At 67.7% G+C, this 18359-nt stretch carries 16 protein-coding genes and 1 tRNA gene; 8 read left to right on the plus strand and 9 right to left on the minus strand.

All coding sequences use genetic code 11. The features are described 5' to 3' along the window. Window positions 1-22 precede the first annotated feature (22 nt). On the minus strand, window positions 23-526 hold the full coding sequence (locus EIL87_RS20230; protein ID WP_125092159.1) for a universal stress protein: 504 nt from the start codon (window positions 524-526) through the stop codon (window positions 23-25). Between the two features lie 229 nt (window positions 527-755). Here EIL87_RS20230 and EIL87_RS20235 point away from each other — a divergent pair, with 229 nt between their 5' ends. Together EIL87_RS20235 and ppsA are read left to right on the plus strand one after the other, a co-directional pair. Then, window positions 756-1193 carry a universal stress protein gene (locus tag EIL87_RS20235; RefSeq protein ID WP_125092160.1) on the plus strand — a complete coding sequence of 146 codons (438 nt, stop codon included), beginning with the start codon at window positions 756-758 and terminating at the stop codon, window positions 1191-1193. Between the two features lie 267 nt (window positions 1194-1460). Beyond that, window positions 1461-3737, plus strand: coding sequence for a phosphoenolpyruvate synthase (ppsA, locus tag EIL87_RS20240; RefSeq protein ID WP_125092161.1), 2277 nt, complete (start codon window positions 1461-1463; stop codon window positions 3735-3737). A gap of 29 nt (window positions 3738-3766) precedes the next feature. On the opposite strand, the gene EIL87_RS20245 is transcribed toward ppsA, so the two are convergent. After that, on the minus strand, window positions 3767-4609 hold the full coding sequence (locus EIL87_RS20245; RefSeq protein ID WP_125092162.1) for a universal stress protein: 843 nt from the start codon (window positions 4607-4609) through the stop codon (window positions 3767-3769). A 421-nt stretch (window positions 4610-5030) separates the two neighbouring features. On the opposite strand from EIL87_RS20245, the gene EIL87_RS20250 reads away from it, so the two are divergent. Continuing rightward, on the plus strand, window positions 5031-6215 hold the full coding sequence (locus EIL87_RS20250; protein WP_125092163.1) for a site-2 protease family protein: 1185 nt from the start codon (window positions 5031-5033) through the stop codon (window positions 6213-6215). A 107-nt stretch (window positions 6216-6322) separates the two neighbouring features. On the opposite strand, the gene EIL87_RS20255 is transcribed toward EIL87_RS20250, so the two are convergent. From EIL87_RS20255 to EIL87_RS20265, 4 genes are all read right to left on the minus strand, one after another. After that, window positions 6323-7393 carry a lysylphosphatidylglycerol synthase transmembrane domain-containing protein gene (locus tag EIL87_RS20255; RefSeq protein ID WP_125092164.1) on the minus strand — a complete coding sequence of 357 codons (1071 nt, stop codon included), beginning with the start codon at window positions 7391-7393 and terminating at the stop codon, window positions 6323-6325. A gap of 260 nt (window positions 7394-7653) precedes the next feature. Further along, window positions 7654-7830: a hypothetical protein gene (locus EIL87_RS26890; protein ID WP_158628673.1), complete on the minus strand. Its 177-nt coding sequence runs from the start codon at window positions 7828-7830 to the stop codon at window positions 7654-7656. 14 nt (window positions 7831-7844) lie between these two features. After that, window positions 7845-8114: a DUF3040 domain-containing protein gene (locus tag EIL87_RS20260; protein WP_125092165.1), complete on the minus strand. Its 270-nt coding sequence runs from the start codon at window positions 8112-8114 to the stop codon at window positions 7845-7847. A 260-nt stretch (window positions 8115-8374) separates the two neighbouring features. Next, window positions 8375-9409 (minus strand): zinc-binding alcohol dehydrogenase family protein, encoded by a 1035-nt coding sequence (locus EIL87_RS20265; protein WP_125092166.1) that lies wholly within the window; start codon window positions 9407-9409, stop codon window positions 8375-8377. Between the two features lie 346 nt (window positions 9410-9755). Here EIL87_RS20265 and EIL87_RS20270 point away from each other — a divergent pair, with 346 nt between their 5' ends. Beyond that, entirely contained in the window at window positions 9756-10631 is an 876-nt protein-coding gene (locus EIL87_RS20270) for a universal stress protein (protein WP_125092167.1), read from the plus strand. 192 nt (window positions 10632-10823) lie between these two features. On the opposite strand, the gene EIL87_RS20275 is transcribed toward EIL87_RS20270, so the two are convergent. Then, window positions 10824-11816: an Acg family FMN-binding oxidoreductase gene (locus tag EIL87_RS20275; protein ID WP_125092168.1), complete on the minus strand. Its 993-nt coding sequence runs from the start codon at window positions 11814-11816 to the stop codon at window positions 10824-10826. Window positions 11817-11926: 110 nt separating this feature from the next. After that, window positions 11927-12535 (minus strand): Rv1733c family protein, encoded by a 609-nt coding sequence (locus tag EIL87_RS20280; protein ID WP_125092169.1) that lies wholly within the window; start codon window positions 12533-12535, stop codon window positions 11927-11929. Window positions 12536-12807: 272 nt separating this feature from the next. Between EIL87_RS20280 and EIL87_RS20285 the strand changes: the two genes are divergently transcribed. The 4 genes from EIL87_RS20285 to EIL87_RS20300 all read left to right on the plus strand — a co-directional run bounded on the left by EIL87_RS20285 (window position 12808) and on the right by EIL87_RS20300 (window position 17533). Beyond that, window positions 12808-13248: a universal stress protein gene (locus EIL87_RS20285; RefSeq protein WP_125092170.1), complete on the plus strand. Its 441-nt coding sequence runs from the start codon at window positions 12808-12810 to the stop codon at window positions 13246-13248. Further along, on the plus strand, window positions 13245-15668 hold the full coding sequence (locus EIL87_RS20290; protein WP_125092171.1) for a glycoside hydrolase family 65 protein: 2424 nt from the start codon (window positions 13245-13247) through the stop codon (window positions 15666-15668). The genes EIL87_RS20285 and EIL87_RS20290 overlap by 4 nt, the downstream gene beginning before the upstream one ends. A gap of 64 nt (window positions 15669-15732) precedes the next feature. Then, a complete protein-coding gene (locus EIL87_RS20295) occupies window positions 15733-16194 on the plus strand; it encodes a universal stress protein (protein ID WP_125092172.1) in 462 nt (153 codons plus the stop codon). 358 nt (window positions 16195-16552) lie between these two features. Further along, window positions 16553-17533 (plus strand): Acg family FMN-binding oxidoreductase, encoded by a 981-nt coding sequence (locus tag EIL87_RS20300; RefSeq protein WP_233576409.1) that lies wholly within the window; start codon window positions 16553-16555, stop codon window positions 17531-17533. A 505-nt stretch (window positions 17534-18038) separates the two neighbouring features. On the opposite strand, the gene EIL87_RS20305 is transcribed toward EIL87_RS20300, so the two are convergent. Then, window positions 18039-18112, minus strand: a tRNA-Pro gene (locus EIL87_RS20305). Window positions 18113-18359: the final 247 nt, after the last annotated feature.

The raw sequence follows: 18359 nt of genomic DNA on the forward strand, positions 1-18359 counted from the left end.
CCTGCGCGGACAGTCGACCGACTCAGCCGAGGACCGGATCACCGGCCTCGTGCGCCGTTTCCGGACCAACCTCCCCGAGGTCGAAGCCGCTGGGGATGATCAGGACCGGGCACCGCGCGTGGTGGATGCAGCGCAACGCCGTGCTGCCCAGCACCGCATCGGCGACGCGACCACGTCCCCGGTCACCGAGGACGAGCATCGCGGCGTGGACCGACTTCGCGGCCAGGACCTCGTCCGGGTGCCCTTCTACGAGCTCCTCCTGCAACTGGGGCGTGGAGGCGCCCGCGAGGCACTCGCTGACGACCCGGGTCAGCTCCTGCCAGTGCTGATCGCGCACTTCGTGCGGTGCCAACCTGGGGTTCATCATCAGCGGAGCGGGACCGGAGAGCACCGCGTGCGATTGCCACACCATGATCGCGGCGACCGGAGCCCCGCGCTCCCGTGCCTCCCGCAACGCCCACTGCAGCGCACGTTGGCTCGCCTCCGAGCCGTCCACGCCCACGACGAACAACCTGCTCTCGGTCACAGCGTTCCCCTCGCTCCGACGATCTCGTCAGGCGGAGCGTCCGCTCTCCCGGTGGACCGCTCCCACCCAAGAATGAGCCTCCCGTAACGGGAAGATTAGGGCATTTCGTCATCGTCTAACCGGAAGCTGGACATACCCGTCGTAGAGGCGAACCCGTTCTCTCGCTCGAGCGACTCCGTTTCGGTCAAGCGGACACGGGGTAGTCCGATCCGGTCTCCGGGGAGGCTCCATGAACGATGCGCACAAGTACACGATCGTCGCCGGCGTGGACGGTTCGCCACCGTCGGTCGCGGCGTTGCGGTGGGCCGCGTGGCATGCCGCTCAGACCGACGGGCAGATCGTGGCCGTCATGGCCTGGGACCAGCCGTTGATCTACAACTGGCAGGTGCCTGAGAGCGACGACATCGCACGTCGCGCTGCAACTCGGCTGAGCGAGGCCGTCGCGGAGGTCGTCACCGAGAGCTGCGCGGTCACAGTGCGCAACGAGGTCGCCTCCGGGCATCCGGCCCGTGCCCTCCTCGACGCCGCAGAAGACGTGGTAGTGGACTTGATCGCCGTCGGCCACCGCGGACACGGTGGATTCACCGAAGCCCTGCTCGGATCGGTCAGCCAGCACGTCATGCACCACGCGCACTGCCCGGTGGTCGTCGTCCGCAACAAGGACTAACGGTACCGGCCTGCGGTAGTCGTGGCATGGCGCGGCGCCCAGGCCGGAACCTGTTCGAGCACCAGATCGCTGCCGCCGACCCCAGGAGCACGCCCTGCCCGCGCTATCGCCAGTGCGCATCGTCGCGGCGCAGCGAAACGGCCTGTCCCTGCCCGACGAACCGATCCACAACGCCGTGGCAACGATTCCCTCATGTGTTGACCGGGGTAGGCACGGGGAGTGGCACACACCCGCGAAAAGCGTTGATCGGCACAATGAGAGGTGACCATGCCGTGGATCCGGTGGTTGTCCGAACTCGGTCTCGATGACGTGTTCGAGGCGGGCGGCAAAGGAGCGAACCTCGGCGAGCTGACACGCGCGGATCTGCCTGTTCCGCCCGGATTCGTCTTGGTCGCCGACGCGTACCGCGCGTGCATCGAAAAATCGGGCACGCAATCCGAGCTGGACGCTTTGATCGGCGACGCCGTCCGAGTGGTCGATGATCCGGACCGGCTCACCGAAATCTGCGACCGGTTGGGGCAGCTCGTACACCGGGCGGGAATGGCCCCGGCTGTTCGCGCTGCCGTGGATGAGGCCTACACCGACCTGGGCACCGACCTTCGAGTCGCCGTGCGCTCGTCGGCGACCGCGGAGGACGCACCCGACGTGTCCTTCGCCGGTGTCAACGAATCGTTCACCAACGTCAACGGCGCAGGCGACGTGGCCGCCACGGTGGTGGACTGCTGGGCATCGCTGTTCAGCCCTCGCGCGTTCGTCTACCGCGCGGCGCAAGGAGTGCGCGAGCAGCCGGTGATGGCGGTGATCGTCCAGCAGATGGTCGATGCGGACCGCTCCGGAGTCGCCTTCACCGCCAACCCCGCCACCGGGGACGAGGACGAGATGTTGATCGAAGCCGGCTTCGGGCTCGGGGAATCGGTCGTCGGTGGCACCGTGGAACCCGACAGCTACACCGTCAGGAAGACGGACTGCCAGCCCACGCGCGTGACGATCGGCCGAAAAACGCACAAGATCGTCAAAGACTCCGGCGGACGGCAAGCGCGCGTCGAAGTGGCGGCGACCGAAGCTGAACAACGCGTGCTCCGCGACGCCGAGATCTCGGAGCTGGCCGAGCTGGTGACGAAGGTGGAGCAGCTGTACGGCAGCCCGCAGGACGTCGAGTGGGCGATCGCCGACGGCCGGTGGTGGCTGGTCCAGTCCCGCCCGATCACGACCCTCGACCGACGTCCAGTCGCCGGAGCGGTTCTGGTCTCCGGACTCGGCGCATCGTTCGGCACAGCCTCCGGATCTGTACGACTTCTGCGGTCTCCCGCAGAGGCGGGCGCGTTGCAGACCGGTGAGGTGCTGGTGGCATCGATGACCGCACCGGACTGGCTTCCCGCGATCCGCAGAGCGGCGGCGCTCGTGACCGACAGCGGCGGCATGACCTGCCACGCCGCGATCGTGGCCCGCGAACTGGGCCTGCCCTGCGTGGTGGGCACCCGCACCGCCACCACGACGCTGCGCACCGGTGCGCGGGTCACCGTCGACGGCGCGAACGGCACCGTGACCGAGGGTCGCAGCACTCCGGCCCGGACGCCGACCCTCGCAGCCGAACGACCACCGGCTGCGGAACCGTCGCTCGCCACTCGGATCTACGTCAACCTCGCCCTGCCCGAGCAGGCAGCACGGGTGGCCGCGCTGCCTGTTGACGGCGTGGGGCTGCTGCGCGCGGAATTCCTGCTCACCGACGCGCTGGGCGGCGAGCACCCCGGCCTCGTGCTAGCACGAGGTGGCAAGGAGGAAGCGATCAACGCGATCGTGACCGCGTTGTCCACGATCACCACTGCCTTCGCGCCGCGGCCGGTCATCTACCGCACGGCGGACTTCCGAAGCAACGAGTTCCGCAATCTCGCCGGTGGCGAGGATTTCGAGCCGGACGAGGGCAACCCGATGATCGGCTACCGCGGCTGCTACCGCTACGTGCGCGACCCGTCGTTGTTCCGGCTGGAGCTCGAAGCGCTGGCCCACGTCCGGGAGACGACACCGAACCTGCACCTGATGATCCCATTCGTCCGCACGCGGTGGGAGCTCTCGCAGTGCATGGATGAAATCGACCGCAGCCGACTCGGCGGGGCACGTGGTCTGCACCGCTGGGTCATGGCCGAAGTTCCATCGGTGCGGTATTGGCTTCCCGAGTACGCCAAGATGGGAATCGATGGCGTGTCCATCGGCAGCAACGACCTGACCCAGCTGGTCCTCGGCGTGGACCGCGACTCCGAGGAATGCGCGCCGCTGTTCGACGAGTCAGACCCAGCCGTACTCGACGCCGTCGGCAACATCATCGGAAGCGCCCGCCAAGCCCGAATCACCTCCTCGCTGTGCGGTCAAGCACCCTCCGCGGACCCCGGCTTCGCCGAACACCTCGTCCGCCACGGCATCACGTCGATCTCAGTCAATCCCGACGCCGTGCCCGCGGTGCGTCAGGCCGTGGACACCGCCGAGCGCAAGATCATGCTCGACGCGGCCCGCCTCGGACACCGCGCGGAGGACCTCGGACCGCGCTAGCCGAAGGAGCACCAGAGATTCGGGGGACCTCATGTTGTCTGGCCGGGGCGCACGACGACCACTGGGCACTCGGCGTGATGCAGCACCCCGTGGGCCACCGAACCCAGGAGCAGCCGCTCGAACCCGCCCATGCCTCGATGTCCGACGACCAACACTTGGGCGTGCGAAGCAGCCGACACCAGCTCTTCAACCGGGTGTCCGAACTGAACCGCCTCGCGAACCACAACACCCGGGTGGCTCTCGCGCCATCGTTCCAGCTGCGCTGCCAGCTCGCGCTGTGCGTCGTCCAGGCTGAACCAGACAGCCCCCTGCGGCACATCACGCCGGGAATGCCCGGCGTTTTCCGGCCGCCAGGCATAGATCGCTACGAGATCCGCCTGCCGTGCGGTGGCCGCATCGAACGCGAACTGCAGTGCCGACCGGCTCGATGCCGAGCCGTCCACGCCGACCACGACCGGGCCGACCGAGAAGCTCGTGCGGCGATCCCGAACGACCGCGACGGGGCATCGGGCACGCATCGCCACCGCGGTGCTCACCGAACCGAGCACCACCTCGGCGAGGTTTCCGCGGCCACGTGATCCGACCACGAGCAGGCGTGCACCCGCGGAGCACCGGACCAGCGCCTCTGTCGGACTCCCGTGTTCGATCTCTTCGACGACCTCGACCTGGGAATGCTTCTTGCGGCAGTGCTCTGCCACGTTCGACAGCGACGCCCGGATCTCCTCGTCCTGCGCCGAATCGTTGCCGACAGCCATGAGCCGCACCGGAGAATGCCGGAGGAATGCCTCCTCAGCCGCCCACACCGCAGCGGCCAACGACGGCTCAGACCCATCGACCCCCACCAAAACCGGCAGTTCTTGCTTCGCCGTCATCTCGCCCCACTCCTCACCGCCGTGTCGAGCTCCTGGCACGGTCGCTGGCGACAGTCGCACTGTGACACGAGCATCGGAATCTCACATATCGCGCGAACCGCCTCGTCTCGCACAACTCGCAGATGTCCGAAAGTGTTCATCCGAGAACGACTTTCGATCTACTGGAGCGCGCCCTCAGCGGCCTTGTTGATGAGGACCATCAGTCATCGTCGTCGATTCCCGAACTGCGTGGATTCGCAACCATTTCGAAGGCTGCGCCGGACGCGCTAGTGCGCCTCTCCCTAGGTTGAGGACTGCTCCGCGGGTAAACTCGTTGTCCCCAGCAGCCGACAGCTCTAACTCCCGCACCGCGAGCAACCTTCGTCGATCACCACGGGCGCAGAGCACAATGGAGAAGAACCCTCTGCCTCGGAGCGTGGTCATGAACACAACGATCCCGCTGGGCCGGATCGCCGGAGTGCGCATCGGGTTGCACTGGAGCGTGGTGGGCATCCTGGTGCTGGTCACGGTCGGGCTCGCCATCCACCAGCTTCCCTTGGTCTTCCCCGGCCGTTCCACCACCGCTTATGTCGTGAGCGGGATCACAGCCTCTTCGCTGCTGGTGTGCTCGCTCCTCGGGCACGAACTCGCCCACGCCGCAGTGGCCCGCCGGAACGGCGTCGCCGTGGAAGGCATCACCCTCTGGTTGTTGGGCGGCATCGCCCAACTCCGCGGTGAAGCGGGCAGTGCCGCCGCCGAGCTGCGCATCGCGGTGGTGGGCCCGCTGGTCAGTGCCCTGCTCGCCGGCGTGTTCGGCGCAGCGGCCTGGGGTGCGCGCTCCGCCGGTTCGGACGAGCTCCTGGTGGCCGTGGTCTCCTACCTGGCGCTGCTCAACGCCCTGCTGGCGGTGTTCAACCTCGTTCCTGCCGCACCGCTGGACGGCGGGCGAGTGTTGCGAGCTCTGCTGTGGCGTTGGAGCGGCGACCGGTTCAAGGCCGTCTGGTCAGCGCGGGCCGGGCTCGGCTTGGGTTACCTCCTCATCATCGCCGGATTCACGCAGTTGATCGGTCAGCACGCCGAGGGGCTGTGGTGGATCCTGCTGGGACTGTTCATCGCCGGCATGGCCGCCGCCGAAGAGCAACGCGCCCACCTCGGCGCTGCGCTGGTCGACGTGCGGATCCGTGAGGTGATGTCCCACCCGGTCGACACCGTCGAGGGCGCCTTGACCGTCGAGCAGTTCCTGGAGAAATCCCCGTTCGAACGTCCTCATGCGGGATATCCCGTCGTCAACGAGACCGGGCAGGCCGAAGGACTGGCCACCGTCCGGCGCATCCAAGCCGTGCCCCAGCCAGCGCGGCACCGCACCACCGTGCGGCAGACCGCGACACCGTTGGAAGAAACCGCGACAGCCGCCCCGGGGGAGTCCATGGCCTCGATCCTGCCCCGGCTGTCCACCGCCACCGACGGACGAGTCCTCGTGTTCGACGAGGGCCAGCTGGTCGGCATCCTCGCGCCGTCGGACATCAGTCGCACCGTCGCCGACCAGGACAGCTGCATCTCCCCTGCCGAAGGTGCGAGCCAACCGCCGCGGGCCTGGTGGTATCCCGGCCAGAACCAGCACCCCTGACAGGGCCTCGATTCCCCAGTGCCAACGCTAGGTAGACCGCTTCCCGCAGCGAGTCCGCCCGCAACTCCAGTTGTCCGCCCTCGACGGTCGCAGCCGCGTCCACCCGTTCAGCTGCAAGATCCGGTCTCCGGTTCTCGAGAAGGGGATCCTCGTGCGCGCAGCTGCTGCTGGGGCGGTGACATCAGGTGAATTTGGACGGCGTAGACGACCCAACCGATCGCCGCCAGACCGAGCCAGTTGATCAGCCTGTAGACCAACGTTCCCGCCACGGCAGGGGCGACCGGTACACCGGATGCGATCAACACCCCGAGCAATCCGGCTTCGGCGATCCCCGCACCACCCGGGAACAGCTGCAACGCGATGCTGATCTGCACCACGACGAAACCCAGCGCCAAGGCCGGCCACGGCGCCGGATGCCCGACCGCGGCGACGCTCGCGTACAGGCTCAGAAAATCCATCGCCCAGCTCAAGGCGGCGCATCCGATGATGAGAACCCATCCGCCCCCGCTCGGTCGAAGCAGCCCGATCCGGTCGGACACGCGCTGCGACACCGAATCGGGGTCCACCGCCGACGTGCGGGAACCCACGAGGAAGGCCGGCAGGTGCCGCCCAAGCCGGACCAGCCATCTGAGGCAGCGACGCAGCACGGGGGCGCTGTTCACAGCACGCCAGCACGCCCAGGTCGCCAAGAGCAGGCCCAAGACCACCAGGACCGCGACGAGCACCGGTACTCGCCCCGTAATACCTGCGCCAAGGACGGCGAGCAAGATCACCACGATGGTGGAGACCGTTCCCGCCAACATCAGCGACCAAGCGGCCAAAGCCACTTCCACGTGCCGCCTCCGCAGCTGGTACGTGGCGTAGACGAACCCGGCGGCGTTGCCCACAGCGGGCAGGGTGGTCGACAGCGCGTTCTCCGCGAAGTTGATGGCCTGGACGGACCTCACCGACAACCGCGCACCGCCAGCAGCCAGCAGGCGCCGGTGCAATTCCCCGTAGAGCACCAGCGCTCCTATGCCCAGCAGGACGGCCAACCCGATCCATCCCCAGCGAAGATCGGCCAGTTCACCGGCGAGGCGACCCCCTTCGCCCACCAGGGCGGGCAGTTGCCACGCCAACACGCCCAACCCCGCCACCGCGACCGTCCACTGCACGATCGCGCGAGTCCTGCCGCGCATCCCACTCCTCGTCCGCTCTTAAGCATCCTCATTCACGATGGAGCGCCGCGTGTGGTTGCCGGAGGGGCTAACGACACGATTCGTCGACCGAGTTCTCCGCGCGGGCAAGCCTCCGCCGATGGTTCGGGCCCCGATGCCGATCGCAGCGACGTGGGCGCGCGACCACCGCACGAACGCAGTGGAAAGAACGCACGCTCACCCGGCTGCGGTCGAGGCAGCTGTGTTGATCGCACGGGGCTGCACCCGTGAGCTGGTCGACCTCAGACGCCGCCTCCCTGAACAGGTGCCAGGCTGTCGCAGTTCGCTGTCACGGCCGTGCACCGGGCGATGGTGTTGAAGGTGTGGCGCATCGAGTGCGGGGTGCTCGCCAGGGCGCAGATGGGGTCGTGGTCCTCCTCGAGGTGAATGTCGACAGTCCAGGCCTCCGTCGCGAGCATGAGCCGCTCCCCCGTCATTCGGTACGGAGCTTCAACCCGGTGCTGACCAGCAGTGCGCCGGCAATGAGACCGGAGACGATGAACCCGGCTCCTTCACCGAGCACCAGGCACAGCAGCGCGAGGAAGGCCGCGACCACGCCGAGAGCCCTGTGAAAACTCATCCACGCCCGAACTCTCGTGAGCGGCCGCGCGCGGGTCATCCTCTCCGCGAACCCCGGATCCGCTACGCGCAGCTCCCGCTCGATCTGATCGAGAAGACGTCGCTCATGAGGTTGAGTCATCATCCCTCCCGCACGAAATCAGCACTCCTGCCGTGTCCACTTCGGTCCAACGACCTCCCACTCCGACACCGTGAGGCGATCCAACCGACGCGGCGAGGGCTTCAGCCTCGGCCTCAGCACCTGCGCCAATCACAGAGCACGAACATCACACTTCTCCAAGGAGCTGCTCAGGCTCAGACTCGGTGAGCAGGCGGGATTCATCCAGGGTCTTTCGTCACGCGAAGCCCCTTGCTCACCGCGCAGTCGCGTTGAGCGGACTTTTTTCAAGAAGCAGTGCGCGAGTCGACGCGGAGTACGGCCGCGCCGCGCACGCGATCAGCTTCCAGGTCCGCGAGCGCGCGATCAGCTTCCTCGAACCGGTAGGGCGTCGTCGTGACGTGGATGGGGTTGCTGGCAGCGAAGCGGAAGAAGTCTTCGCCGTCGAGCCTGGTGTTCGCCGTGACGCTGCACAGGGTGCGTTCGAAGAACAAGTGTCGCTGGTAGTCCAACACCGGCACGTCGCTGAGGTGGATCCCGGCGATCGCCAACGTGCCACCGCGGTCCAACGCCTCCAGCGCGACCGGGACGAGATCTCCGACCGGGGCGAACAGCACCGCCGAGTCGAGCGGCTCAGGTGGGCTGTCCGCCGCGCCTCCGGCCGAGGCCGCTCCCAGCTCCAAAGCGAGGGCTCGTGCCGCTTCCGAGCGCGTGAGCACGTGCACCGTCGCGCAGTGTGCCAGGGCGACCTGGGCGGTCAGGTGGGCGCTGGCGCCGAAGCCGTAGATGCCGAGCCGACCGCCGTGGGGCACTCGGGCACGTTTCCACGCCCGGTAACCGATGAGGCCGGCGCACAGCAGTGGTGCGAGTTCCTCGTCGGAGTAGCCGGTCGGCAGGTGATAGGCGTATTCCGAGGGAACCGTAGTCCACTCGGCGTAACCTCCGTCCGCGTCCCAACCGGTGTAGCGCGAGTTCGGGCAGAGGTTCTCCCGGCCGCTGCGGCAGTACAGGCAGCTCCCGCAGGTACTGCGCAGCCACGCGATTCCAACGCGGTCGCCCTCCTCGAACCCCGACGCGTCAGGGCCCTTCCCGACCACTTCACCGATCACCTCGTGGCCCGGAACCACCCCGGCCTTGCGCACGGGAAGGTCTCCTTCGACGATGTGCAGGTCCGTCCGGCACACTCCGCACACCAGCACCCGCACCAGGAGTTCGTCCGCTCCTGGTCTTGGCCGTGGTCGGGCACGCAGCGATAGCGGCCCGCTCGTCAGCGGTCCGGGCTCACCAACGGTCCAAGCACGCGGCTCCTCGCTCCTTGCCACGACACCAGTCGAACCGATTCACCGGCGCCAGCTGTAGGGCCGAGCGACCTTACTTGCACGGCGGCGCCTGAGCGCGTTTCGACCACCTGACTGGCAGTGACGCCCCCAAAACGGACAGCACCCTGGGCGCCATTGGACTCACCAAGCACCCAGCAGAACCATCGTCGGATCTATTCGAGTTTGCCCCGTGCCGCACACGGGGAATCGAGGAGAAGCTCCGTTCCAGGTTTCGACCCGGGGGTCGAGAGCGCGTTGATGACGTCTTGGCGTCGTCGGGGCTGTACGGCTGCGCCAGTCCCGGGAGACGTCGCCCTTCGAATTCTCAGCACAACCGGGGGTAAGGCGGATGACTGATCTGACCGACACGATCGTCGTCGGCATCGACGGCTCTGAGCAGGCACTCAGCGCGGTGGCCTGGTCCGCAGCGGAAGCGTCCTCGCACGATCTTTCATTGCGGCTGGTGTCCTCGACCGAGCCTTACCTCCGCAATTTCTACGGGCCAGAGCTGCCGTACCTGCCCGCAGTGTTCGAAGAGATCGATCAGCTGGCGCGTGCGAACCTGCGCGACGGACAGAATCGCGCGAGCACGGTCGACCCCGAAGTACCCGTGCACACCGAGTACCTGCGGGAGCCACCGATCTCGCTGCTGCTCCGGATGTCGAAGACCGCGCACATGATCGCCCTAGGTGCTTCGGGACGTGGCGGTTTCAGCGGGATGCTGCTGGGCTCCACGGCCGCCGCCGTCGCCGTGCACGCGTCCAGCCCGGTGGCTGTCGTGCGTGATCCGAACACTCCGGATGGCCCGGTGGTCGTCGGTGTCGACGGCACCGCGATCAGCATGGCCGCGCTTGCCGTGGCGTTCGACGAAGCCTCGTGGCGAAAGGTGAGCCTGGTGGCGGTGCACGTCGGTGAGGACCCCTCGATCAGAGAGGTCGGCGTCGGCCGAGCCCACGAGCGACCCGCTGATGTGGAGCGGATCTTGGCCGAATCCCTCGCAGGTTGGGGTCCACACTATCCCGACGTCGAGGTCGAGCGCGTCGCGGTCGGCGGCCGGCCACCGGGCGTCCTGCTCGACTGGAGCGACCGCGCGCAGCTCGTCGTGGTGGGAACCCGAGGGAGGGGTGGGTTCCGCGGCATGCTGCTCGGGTCGACCAGCCAGGCGCTTCTGCACCACGCCAGATGCCCCGTGCTCGTCGTCCGCGGGCACCCCCGCACCGCGTGACGACCCGCGACGCTGTTCGCGCGACTGCGCGAACGCGAATCCCCGCTGGCCTCGTCGTGTTTGGCCCAGTATCGATGCCGCACGCGACGCTCGGTTCGTCCGACACCGGGCATCGGAGGGTTCGACGGTCGCTGGAACTCCTGCTCCACGCCCCCGTGTCCGGTGGTCGTGGTCCACTGGGCGGTGGAGACCTCATCTCTGATTGTCGTTGAAGATCTCTTCGAGCGGACGCCTGCTGCTGCGCGGAACGATGCCGGCCGGGTGGCCGAAGCGCATCAGCGCCTGGATCGAATCGGGCTGGTGGCCAGGCTGCGCGAGTCCTTCTCGGACTTCATCGAGTTGCAGGCATTGGGTCATCACGGAGGCGCCCAGAGCGCGGTGGGTGGCCTCCAGCCACGCGTTCTGCAATGCGGCACCAGCGTCGAGGTGAGCACGGACCCCATCGTCCGGAGTGCTCAGCAGCAACACCGATTCCGTTTCGATGCGTGCTGCCAGCCAGGCTTCATCCGGTACGTGGGTCGATCCGCTGACCAACCCCACCGCGCCGAGCCCCTGCGTGCCCAGCGCTTTCGCGGGCACTCCCCCGGGTCTCGAATCGGTCGGATCATCGATCCAGCTCGCCAGTTCCCGCTGATAGATCTCGTCGGCGTGTTGGACGCGGGCGGCGTAGGTCAGCAAGCGCGCCAGATGCAGCGCTTCCTCGCTTCCGGTGATCCACCGGGCCCGGAGCGATGGGAGGCACTCCGCCGCGCTCAGCAGGGCCTCCTCGTCGGGGCCGGAGACCGGGCGTGAGTCGAAGGGCCGACGATGGCTGGCGCGGTGTGCGATCGCCTCGTACCGCTGGAGTTCGGCTTCACTGGGCAGCAGCCGGGTGCTGCCCGCCACTGAAACAAGCTGCCTCGGGTCCTCCCCGAACGCGAGTTCGGCTCGCCATCCCAGCTTGCGGATAGCGAGCACGAGGTTGGTCAGCGCAGCGCCGCACGAGATCAAGCGGTCCCTGCCCTCCGGGTCGTACTGAGACGGTGCGATGTCACCTCGTTGGTGCAACTCGACCACCCGGTCGTGCACCGACAGCGACCACGGTTGCGTGTTGTGCACCGACGGCGCGCGGTTGACAGCGCGAGCGATGGTCGCGACCTCTTCCGGTGACCACGGTCCGTCGTCGACGCGTTCGATGTCGTCCATATGGCTCGCTCAGTCCTTCCGCTGGACGTCTCGCATGACCGTGGCCCCGGGTTACCCGGTCGAAGGAGCGCCCACCCAATCCACTGTTCGGCAGCGGGTAGGCGGAAGCGTCATCCTCGTCCGGGCCCGGTCCAATCGGGCTCGACGTTCACCCATTCCCACTCCCAGCGACGCCGGGCCCAACCGTCGGCGACCGCGCGAACGGTCTTCATGATCCCCGCGCAGGCGAGGAGGCCCAGCGCGAGCACACCGACCGCAGTGCCCGTCGCTGACGCGATGCTGGTGACCTCCGTCGGTGGGGTCGGCGCCAGGCGGTCTGCACCGTCAACCCACACCGGCACACGACTTCCCACGTGGCTGCTGGAGGGCACCTCGGCGCGCTCAGCGCGCGAGCGACCGTCACCACCCGTCCACCCGACATCAGCGTGCACGCTCGCACCTCCGCCGGGTGAGGAACCGACCATCTCAGGGGCTGTCAGCACAACGGCATCCACCACGTGCTGACTGCTCGCCATCACAGCCGCCTCGCGTCGTTGCGCAACGTATTCCGCCTTGCCCGAAGACAGGGCCAGCAGGGGCACGACGGTCAGCGCCACGACGAGCAGTCCGAGCAACGCCACGGCCACGAGGCGGTCCACCCGACGTCGCACCGGGTTTTGCCGCATCCCCAGTGCGTGGACGAGCCAGCTGATGCCCGCAGTCCAATAGCGCTCCTTCATGCACCTGCTCCCCCATGACGAACTCCGGGGCACCAGCCATGGTGAGCATCATCGGACATCAACAACAGGGCATTTCTGCTCTCTCACCCGCGTGATCACGAAAATTCCTGACACGTGATTACTTTCGACCGTGCCGTGAAACCGGGTAAGCCTCACCATCACAGTGGGGCCGCAGTCGGAGCACCCGTAGCGGCCCGCGACCGGCGCGCGAGGATCGAACCGCTGTTCGCCGACGACACGAGCCGGGCATCCGACACACCCGGGAGGCTGCGATGGACCAACGGCACCAGTACACGATCGTGGTCGGCGTGGACGGCTCGCCCGCGTCGAGGTCAGCCCTGCGCTGGGCGGCCTGGCACGCCGAACAGCTCGGAGGCACGCTCGCCACGCTCATGGCCTGGGACGTCCCATTGATCTACAACTGGGAGGTTCCCGACAGCGACGACATCTCCCGGCGAACCGCCGCAGGCCTGGACCAGATCATCGCCGAAGTCCTCGACCCGGACTCCGACCTCGCGGTGAGCAAGAACGTCGCCAACGGACACCCGGCGCGCGCCCTGCTGGACCTCGCCGAGGAGACCGGAGCGGACCTGATCGCGGTCGGCAACCGCGGGCACGGCGGGATCACCGAAGCCCTGCTCGGCTCGGTCAGCCAGCACGTCGTGCACCACGCGCGCTGCCCGGTGGTCGTGGTCCGCGACAACTCCCGATGACCGCGGGGCGCCTGAGGTTCGAGGGGTACGACCCCGACGACGAAGGACGCCGCGAAGCGTTGTGCACCCTGGGAAACGGGTACTTCGCTACCCGGGGTGCCGCACCCGAATCGGTCGCCGACGATGTGCACTACCCCGGAACCTACCTCGCCGGATGCTTCAACCGGCTCACCACCGACGTCGCCGGACACCGGCTCGAGGACGAATCGATCGTCAACGCACCGAACTGGCTGCCACTGACCTTCCGAATCGACCAGGGGCCCTGGTTCGCACTGGATCACGTCGAAATCTTCGACGCAGAACAGGAACTCGATCTCCAGCGCGGGATCCTGGTTCGGCGACTCCGTTTCCGCGATCAGCACCAGCGCACCACACGCTTGGTGCAGCACCGCCTGGTGCACCTCGCTCACCCGCACCTCGCCGGACTGCACACCTCCCTGCAACCCGAGGACTGGTCGGGAGCCATCACGGTCCGCAGCGGCCTCGACGGTGCCGTGGCCAACACCGGTGTCGCCCGCTACCGCGACCTCGCCGCGCACCACCTCGTCGACCACCACGTCACCGAAGCGAGTCCTGATCTGGCGGTGCTGGACGTGCTGACGTCCCAGTCGCGCGTGCGCATCGCCGTGGCGCAACGCAACCGGCTCCTCATCGACGGCACGCCGCACCAGGCACCGACCACCGACCTGGGCGACAAGCGCGTGGACCACGAGTTCACCTGCGAGATCACCCCGGACGCGCAGGTCCAGGTGGAGAAGATCGTTTCCCTGCACACCTCACGCGACGCCGCGAGCACCGAACCCGTGTCCGAAGCCGTGGACAGCGCTCGCGACGCACCCGAATTCGACGAGCTCTGCCGAACTCAGGCCGTGGCCTGGGCGCGGCTGCACCGGTACTTCTCCACCGCCACCTCGCTGAGCGAACCGGCTCGGCGAACCCTGGCGCTGCACCGGTTCCACCTGCTCCAGACCGTCTCACCCAACAGCACCGACCTCGACGTCGGCCTGCCCGCACGCGGATTGCACGGCGAGGCCTACTGCGGCCACGTCTTCTGGGACGAGCTTTTCGTGCTACCCGTGCTCGACCTGCGGCTACCACAGCTGTCACGCGCGCTCCTGCGCTACCGGTACCGGCGCCTCCCCCGCGCACGCGGTGCCGCCCGGCACGCCGGCCTGGACGGAGCCATGTTCCCGTGGCAGAGCGGCAGTAACGGGCGCGAGGAGAGCCAATCCTGGCACCTCAACCCGCGTTCGGGCCGCTGGCTGCCCGACCACACCCACCTGCAGCGCCACGTCGGCCTCGCCATCGCCCACAGTGCCCGGCACCACCACCTCGCCACCGGCGACGATGACTACCTCAACGATGAAGGTGCCGAACTGATCTGCGAGATCACCCGGTTCTTCTCATCCCTGGCCACCTATGACCGCAGCATCGACCGCTACGTCATCCGCGGCGTCGTCGGCCCGGACGAATACCACACGGCCTACCCCGGCAACGACGCGCCGGGCATCGACAACAACGCCTACACCAACGTCATGACCGCCTGGCTGTGCGCGACAGCCACCCAGCTCCTGCGAGAGCTTCCCGACCAGCGACGACGCGAACTCACCGACCAGATCGACCTGCGCCACAACGAAATCGACCGGTGGGACCGACTCGCGCACCGCATGTTCGTCCCCTTCCACGACCGCGGAGTGCTCAGCCAGTTCGAGGGCTACCACCAGCTCACCGAGCTCGACTGGGACGCCTACCGCCGTCGCTACGGCGACATCCAGCGCCTGGATCGCATCCTCGAGGCCGAAGGAGACGACCCCAACCGCTACCAGGTCAGCAAGCAGGCCGACGTGCTCATGCTGTTCTACCTGCTCTCCGCCGAAGAACTCGACGAAGTCCTCGGCCGCCTCGGCTACCCCATGGTCGACATCCCCGCCAACGTCGAGCACTACCTCGCACGCACCAGCCACGGCTCAACGCTCAGCGCCGTCGTGCACGCATGGGTGCTCGCCCGCGGCAACCGGCGCCGGGCTCTGGAGTTTTTCGAAGACGCGCTGGTCAGCGACCTGCACGACACCCAGCACGGCACCACGGCCGAAGGCATCCACCTGGCCGCCATGACCGGAACGCTCGACCTGGTACAACGCTGCTTCACCGGGATCGAGATCCGCCCCGACGGCCTGCACCTCAACCCCCAATGGCCGACCGAACTCGGCCCCCTGGAACTGACGGTGCGCTACCACGGCCAACCACTGACCATCCGCGTCTCCGGACGCGCGGTCGCCGTGCGAACAGCCCCAGAACCACCAGCGCCGACCGTCACCTGCGTCTGCGGACCACACCGCGCCCACCTCAGACCAGGCGAAACCGCCCGCTTCTCGATGGACGCCACCCCCGCGACGGATTCCGCCGGTGAACCGCTGTGATCCGGCCAGCCCGCCCACACCCGACGGCGCGCGTCCCGCGCCCTGAGACCTCGCGGAGCACGACATGAACACCCCGTCTCAACGCCCGATCGTGGTCGGGGTCGACGGCTCACCCGCTTCTCTGCAGGCGCTGCGCTGGGCGCTCGACCAAGCGAGGCGAACCGAATCCCCCGTCACCGCCGTGATGGCCTGGACGGTGCCCGAGCTCTACGACTGGCCCATGCCCACCGCCGCACAACTCGACCTCGCGACGAAGAACTGGCTTCACGACATCGTCCGAGCAGCAGTACCCGAAGACGAACTGCCGCGCATCCACCTGCGCACCGCCGGCGGCCATCCCGCTGAGGTGCTCCTCGACCACGCCCGGACAGCCGAGCTGCTCGTCGTCGGCCACCGCGGCACAGGCACGTTCGCACAAGCCCTCCTCGGCTCCACCGCCCGATACTGCGTCGACCACGCCACCTGCCCCGTCGTCGTCGTGCGCGATCCCCAAACAGGTTCGACGCACTCAACTCTCCCGGGGTAGCACCTCGTCGACCTCCCGGCGGGCACTCTTCCGAGGCTTCTCGTCCGCGGTCGGCCAGCCGACGCGAACAACCAGCTGCGACGCCCCAAATCTCCGAGGGCCTCTCCCCGCACCGGTCTCCGCCTGCGGGGAACCTCGAAGGCTTCGCCGACTGAGGCCGTCTTGACCTGAGACCAGTTGCCGACAACCGCTGTGCCGGTGGACCAAGTCGGCTCCGAACGCCGTCACGGGCCGAGACTCGTGCCAAGTCCCCACGGCGAGCCACCGACGTTACGGACGTTGGACCCTGGCGGTGCAGATCGAGCTCCGCCACGGTCACAACATCCCATCGAACTGCACGCCCGACCAGGAGGTGGCCGTGCACAGGATCTCCAACGCACTCGATCTGACGCCTGCCGAGATCGAGCAGGTCATCAGGCGAGCGGGTTTGGCTCCGTCGCTGCACAACACGCAGCCGTGGCGGTTCCGAATCCTGCCGCAGATGATCGAACTGCACTACGACCCGGCACGCCGCCTGCCGGTCGCCGATCCGGCGGGACGCGAGCTCCGCCTGGCCTGCGGCGCCGCGTTGTTCAACCTGCGGCTCGCGCTTGAAAGCGCCGGAATTCGACCGAACGTGGCCTTGCTCCCGCACTTGGCTGGGCCCACCGCGCTCGCGGAGATACGCAGCGGCGGCCACGCCGCTCCTCGACCGGAGACGCTACGCCTGCACGCCGCGATTCCTCAGCGGCACAGCCACCGCGCCCCGTTCCGCAACGTACCGGTGCCGACCACGGAGCGAAACGACATGCTCCTCGCCGCTCAAGCCGAGCAGTGCTGGCTGCACCTCGTCACACCGGGAGAGCTCGGGACGCTGGAGGGCTTGGTCCACCGGGCGCACCGGGTGCAGGAGGCCGATTCGCGGTTCCGCGCCGAGCTAGCAGCGTGGACGGGCCGGCCCGGTGATGCGTTGGAAGGAGTGCCCACCTCAGCCGCGGGCCCCCGTCCGGGGCCGCAAGACCAGTGGGTGCACCGGGACTTCTCGGCCGGGGTGTCACCGCGCCCAGAAGGAGTCGAGTACGAGTCCCACCCGTTGCTGGTCGTGCTGTGCACGCACCAGGAGAGCCCGTATGCCGAACTACAAGCCGGGCAGGCTGTTCAGAACGTCTGGTTGACGGCGACCGCCCGCGGCCTCGCCGCCTCGATGATCTCGGAGGTCATCGAGGTGCGGGACACCCGCGACGAACTACGCCACTTGCTGGGCGGAACGCTGCATCCCCAGGCATTGTTGCGGATCGGCTACGGAGGCCCCACCGTTCCCGCTCCGCGCCGAGCCATCGACGATCTGATCCTCGAGTAGGAACAACCACCTGACTCTGCCGACGCATTCGCATCACAGGCGACAAGACGAATTGCGGGAACCGTCAGTCAACACAGCAGTACTCAGCACTTCGCCCCTCGTCACACAACCGACCCGCACCGTGTCCCGTCGAATTCCTCGCGCCGCGACCGGTAACTAACCGTGTCGTGCAGACACCAAGATCACCTCGTGACCACAAACCGCCGGCAACACGCATCAGACGTGTCGAATACCCAGCAACCGTCACCGAACGGAAGCAAGGCCGTTGGCAGCACTCCGACACAGTTGGCGACCGTTGACGAACCTTGAAAGATCACTACATAGGGTGACCAGGCAACGCCACCCCATTTGCATGATCAGTCAAAGTAGGAGCCAGCTCGCTCCAGTTTCGCTCCAGATCGGCCGAAACGATCTTGCGAAACTGATCAATGCAAGATTCACACCCGAACACAAAATAGCCCGCTGACCTGCACTTACGTGCATAGCCAGCGGGCTGTTTCGGCCGTCGGGACGGCGGGATTCGAACCCACGACCCCTTGACCCCCAGTCAAGTGCGCTACCAAGCTGCGCTACGTCCCGGCCACCCCGTGGGGTGTGCCCCTAGCTTACCCCACGGTTCCAGCGGCGATCATGACCCCCTCCTCAAGCGCGTCGCCGCACTTCAGGCGGCATGTTCCCGAGCGCGCCGTGATCATGTTCGAACAGCTCCGCGCAGGGCCGCGTCGGGGGTGCCCTTCCGGACGAGCGCGATCAACGCGAGCGTGAGCCGATCGCGCAGGGCGGGAGCACCCAGCACCTGAACCGGCGCGGACCGCAACGTCCGGGG

Source organism: Saccharopolyspora rhizosphaerae, assembly GCF_003931915.1.
Taxonomy (GTDB): Bacteria; Actinomycetota; Actinomycetes; order Mycobacteriales; family Pseudonocardiaceae; genus Saccharopolyspora; species Saccharopolyspora rhizosphaerae.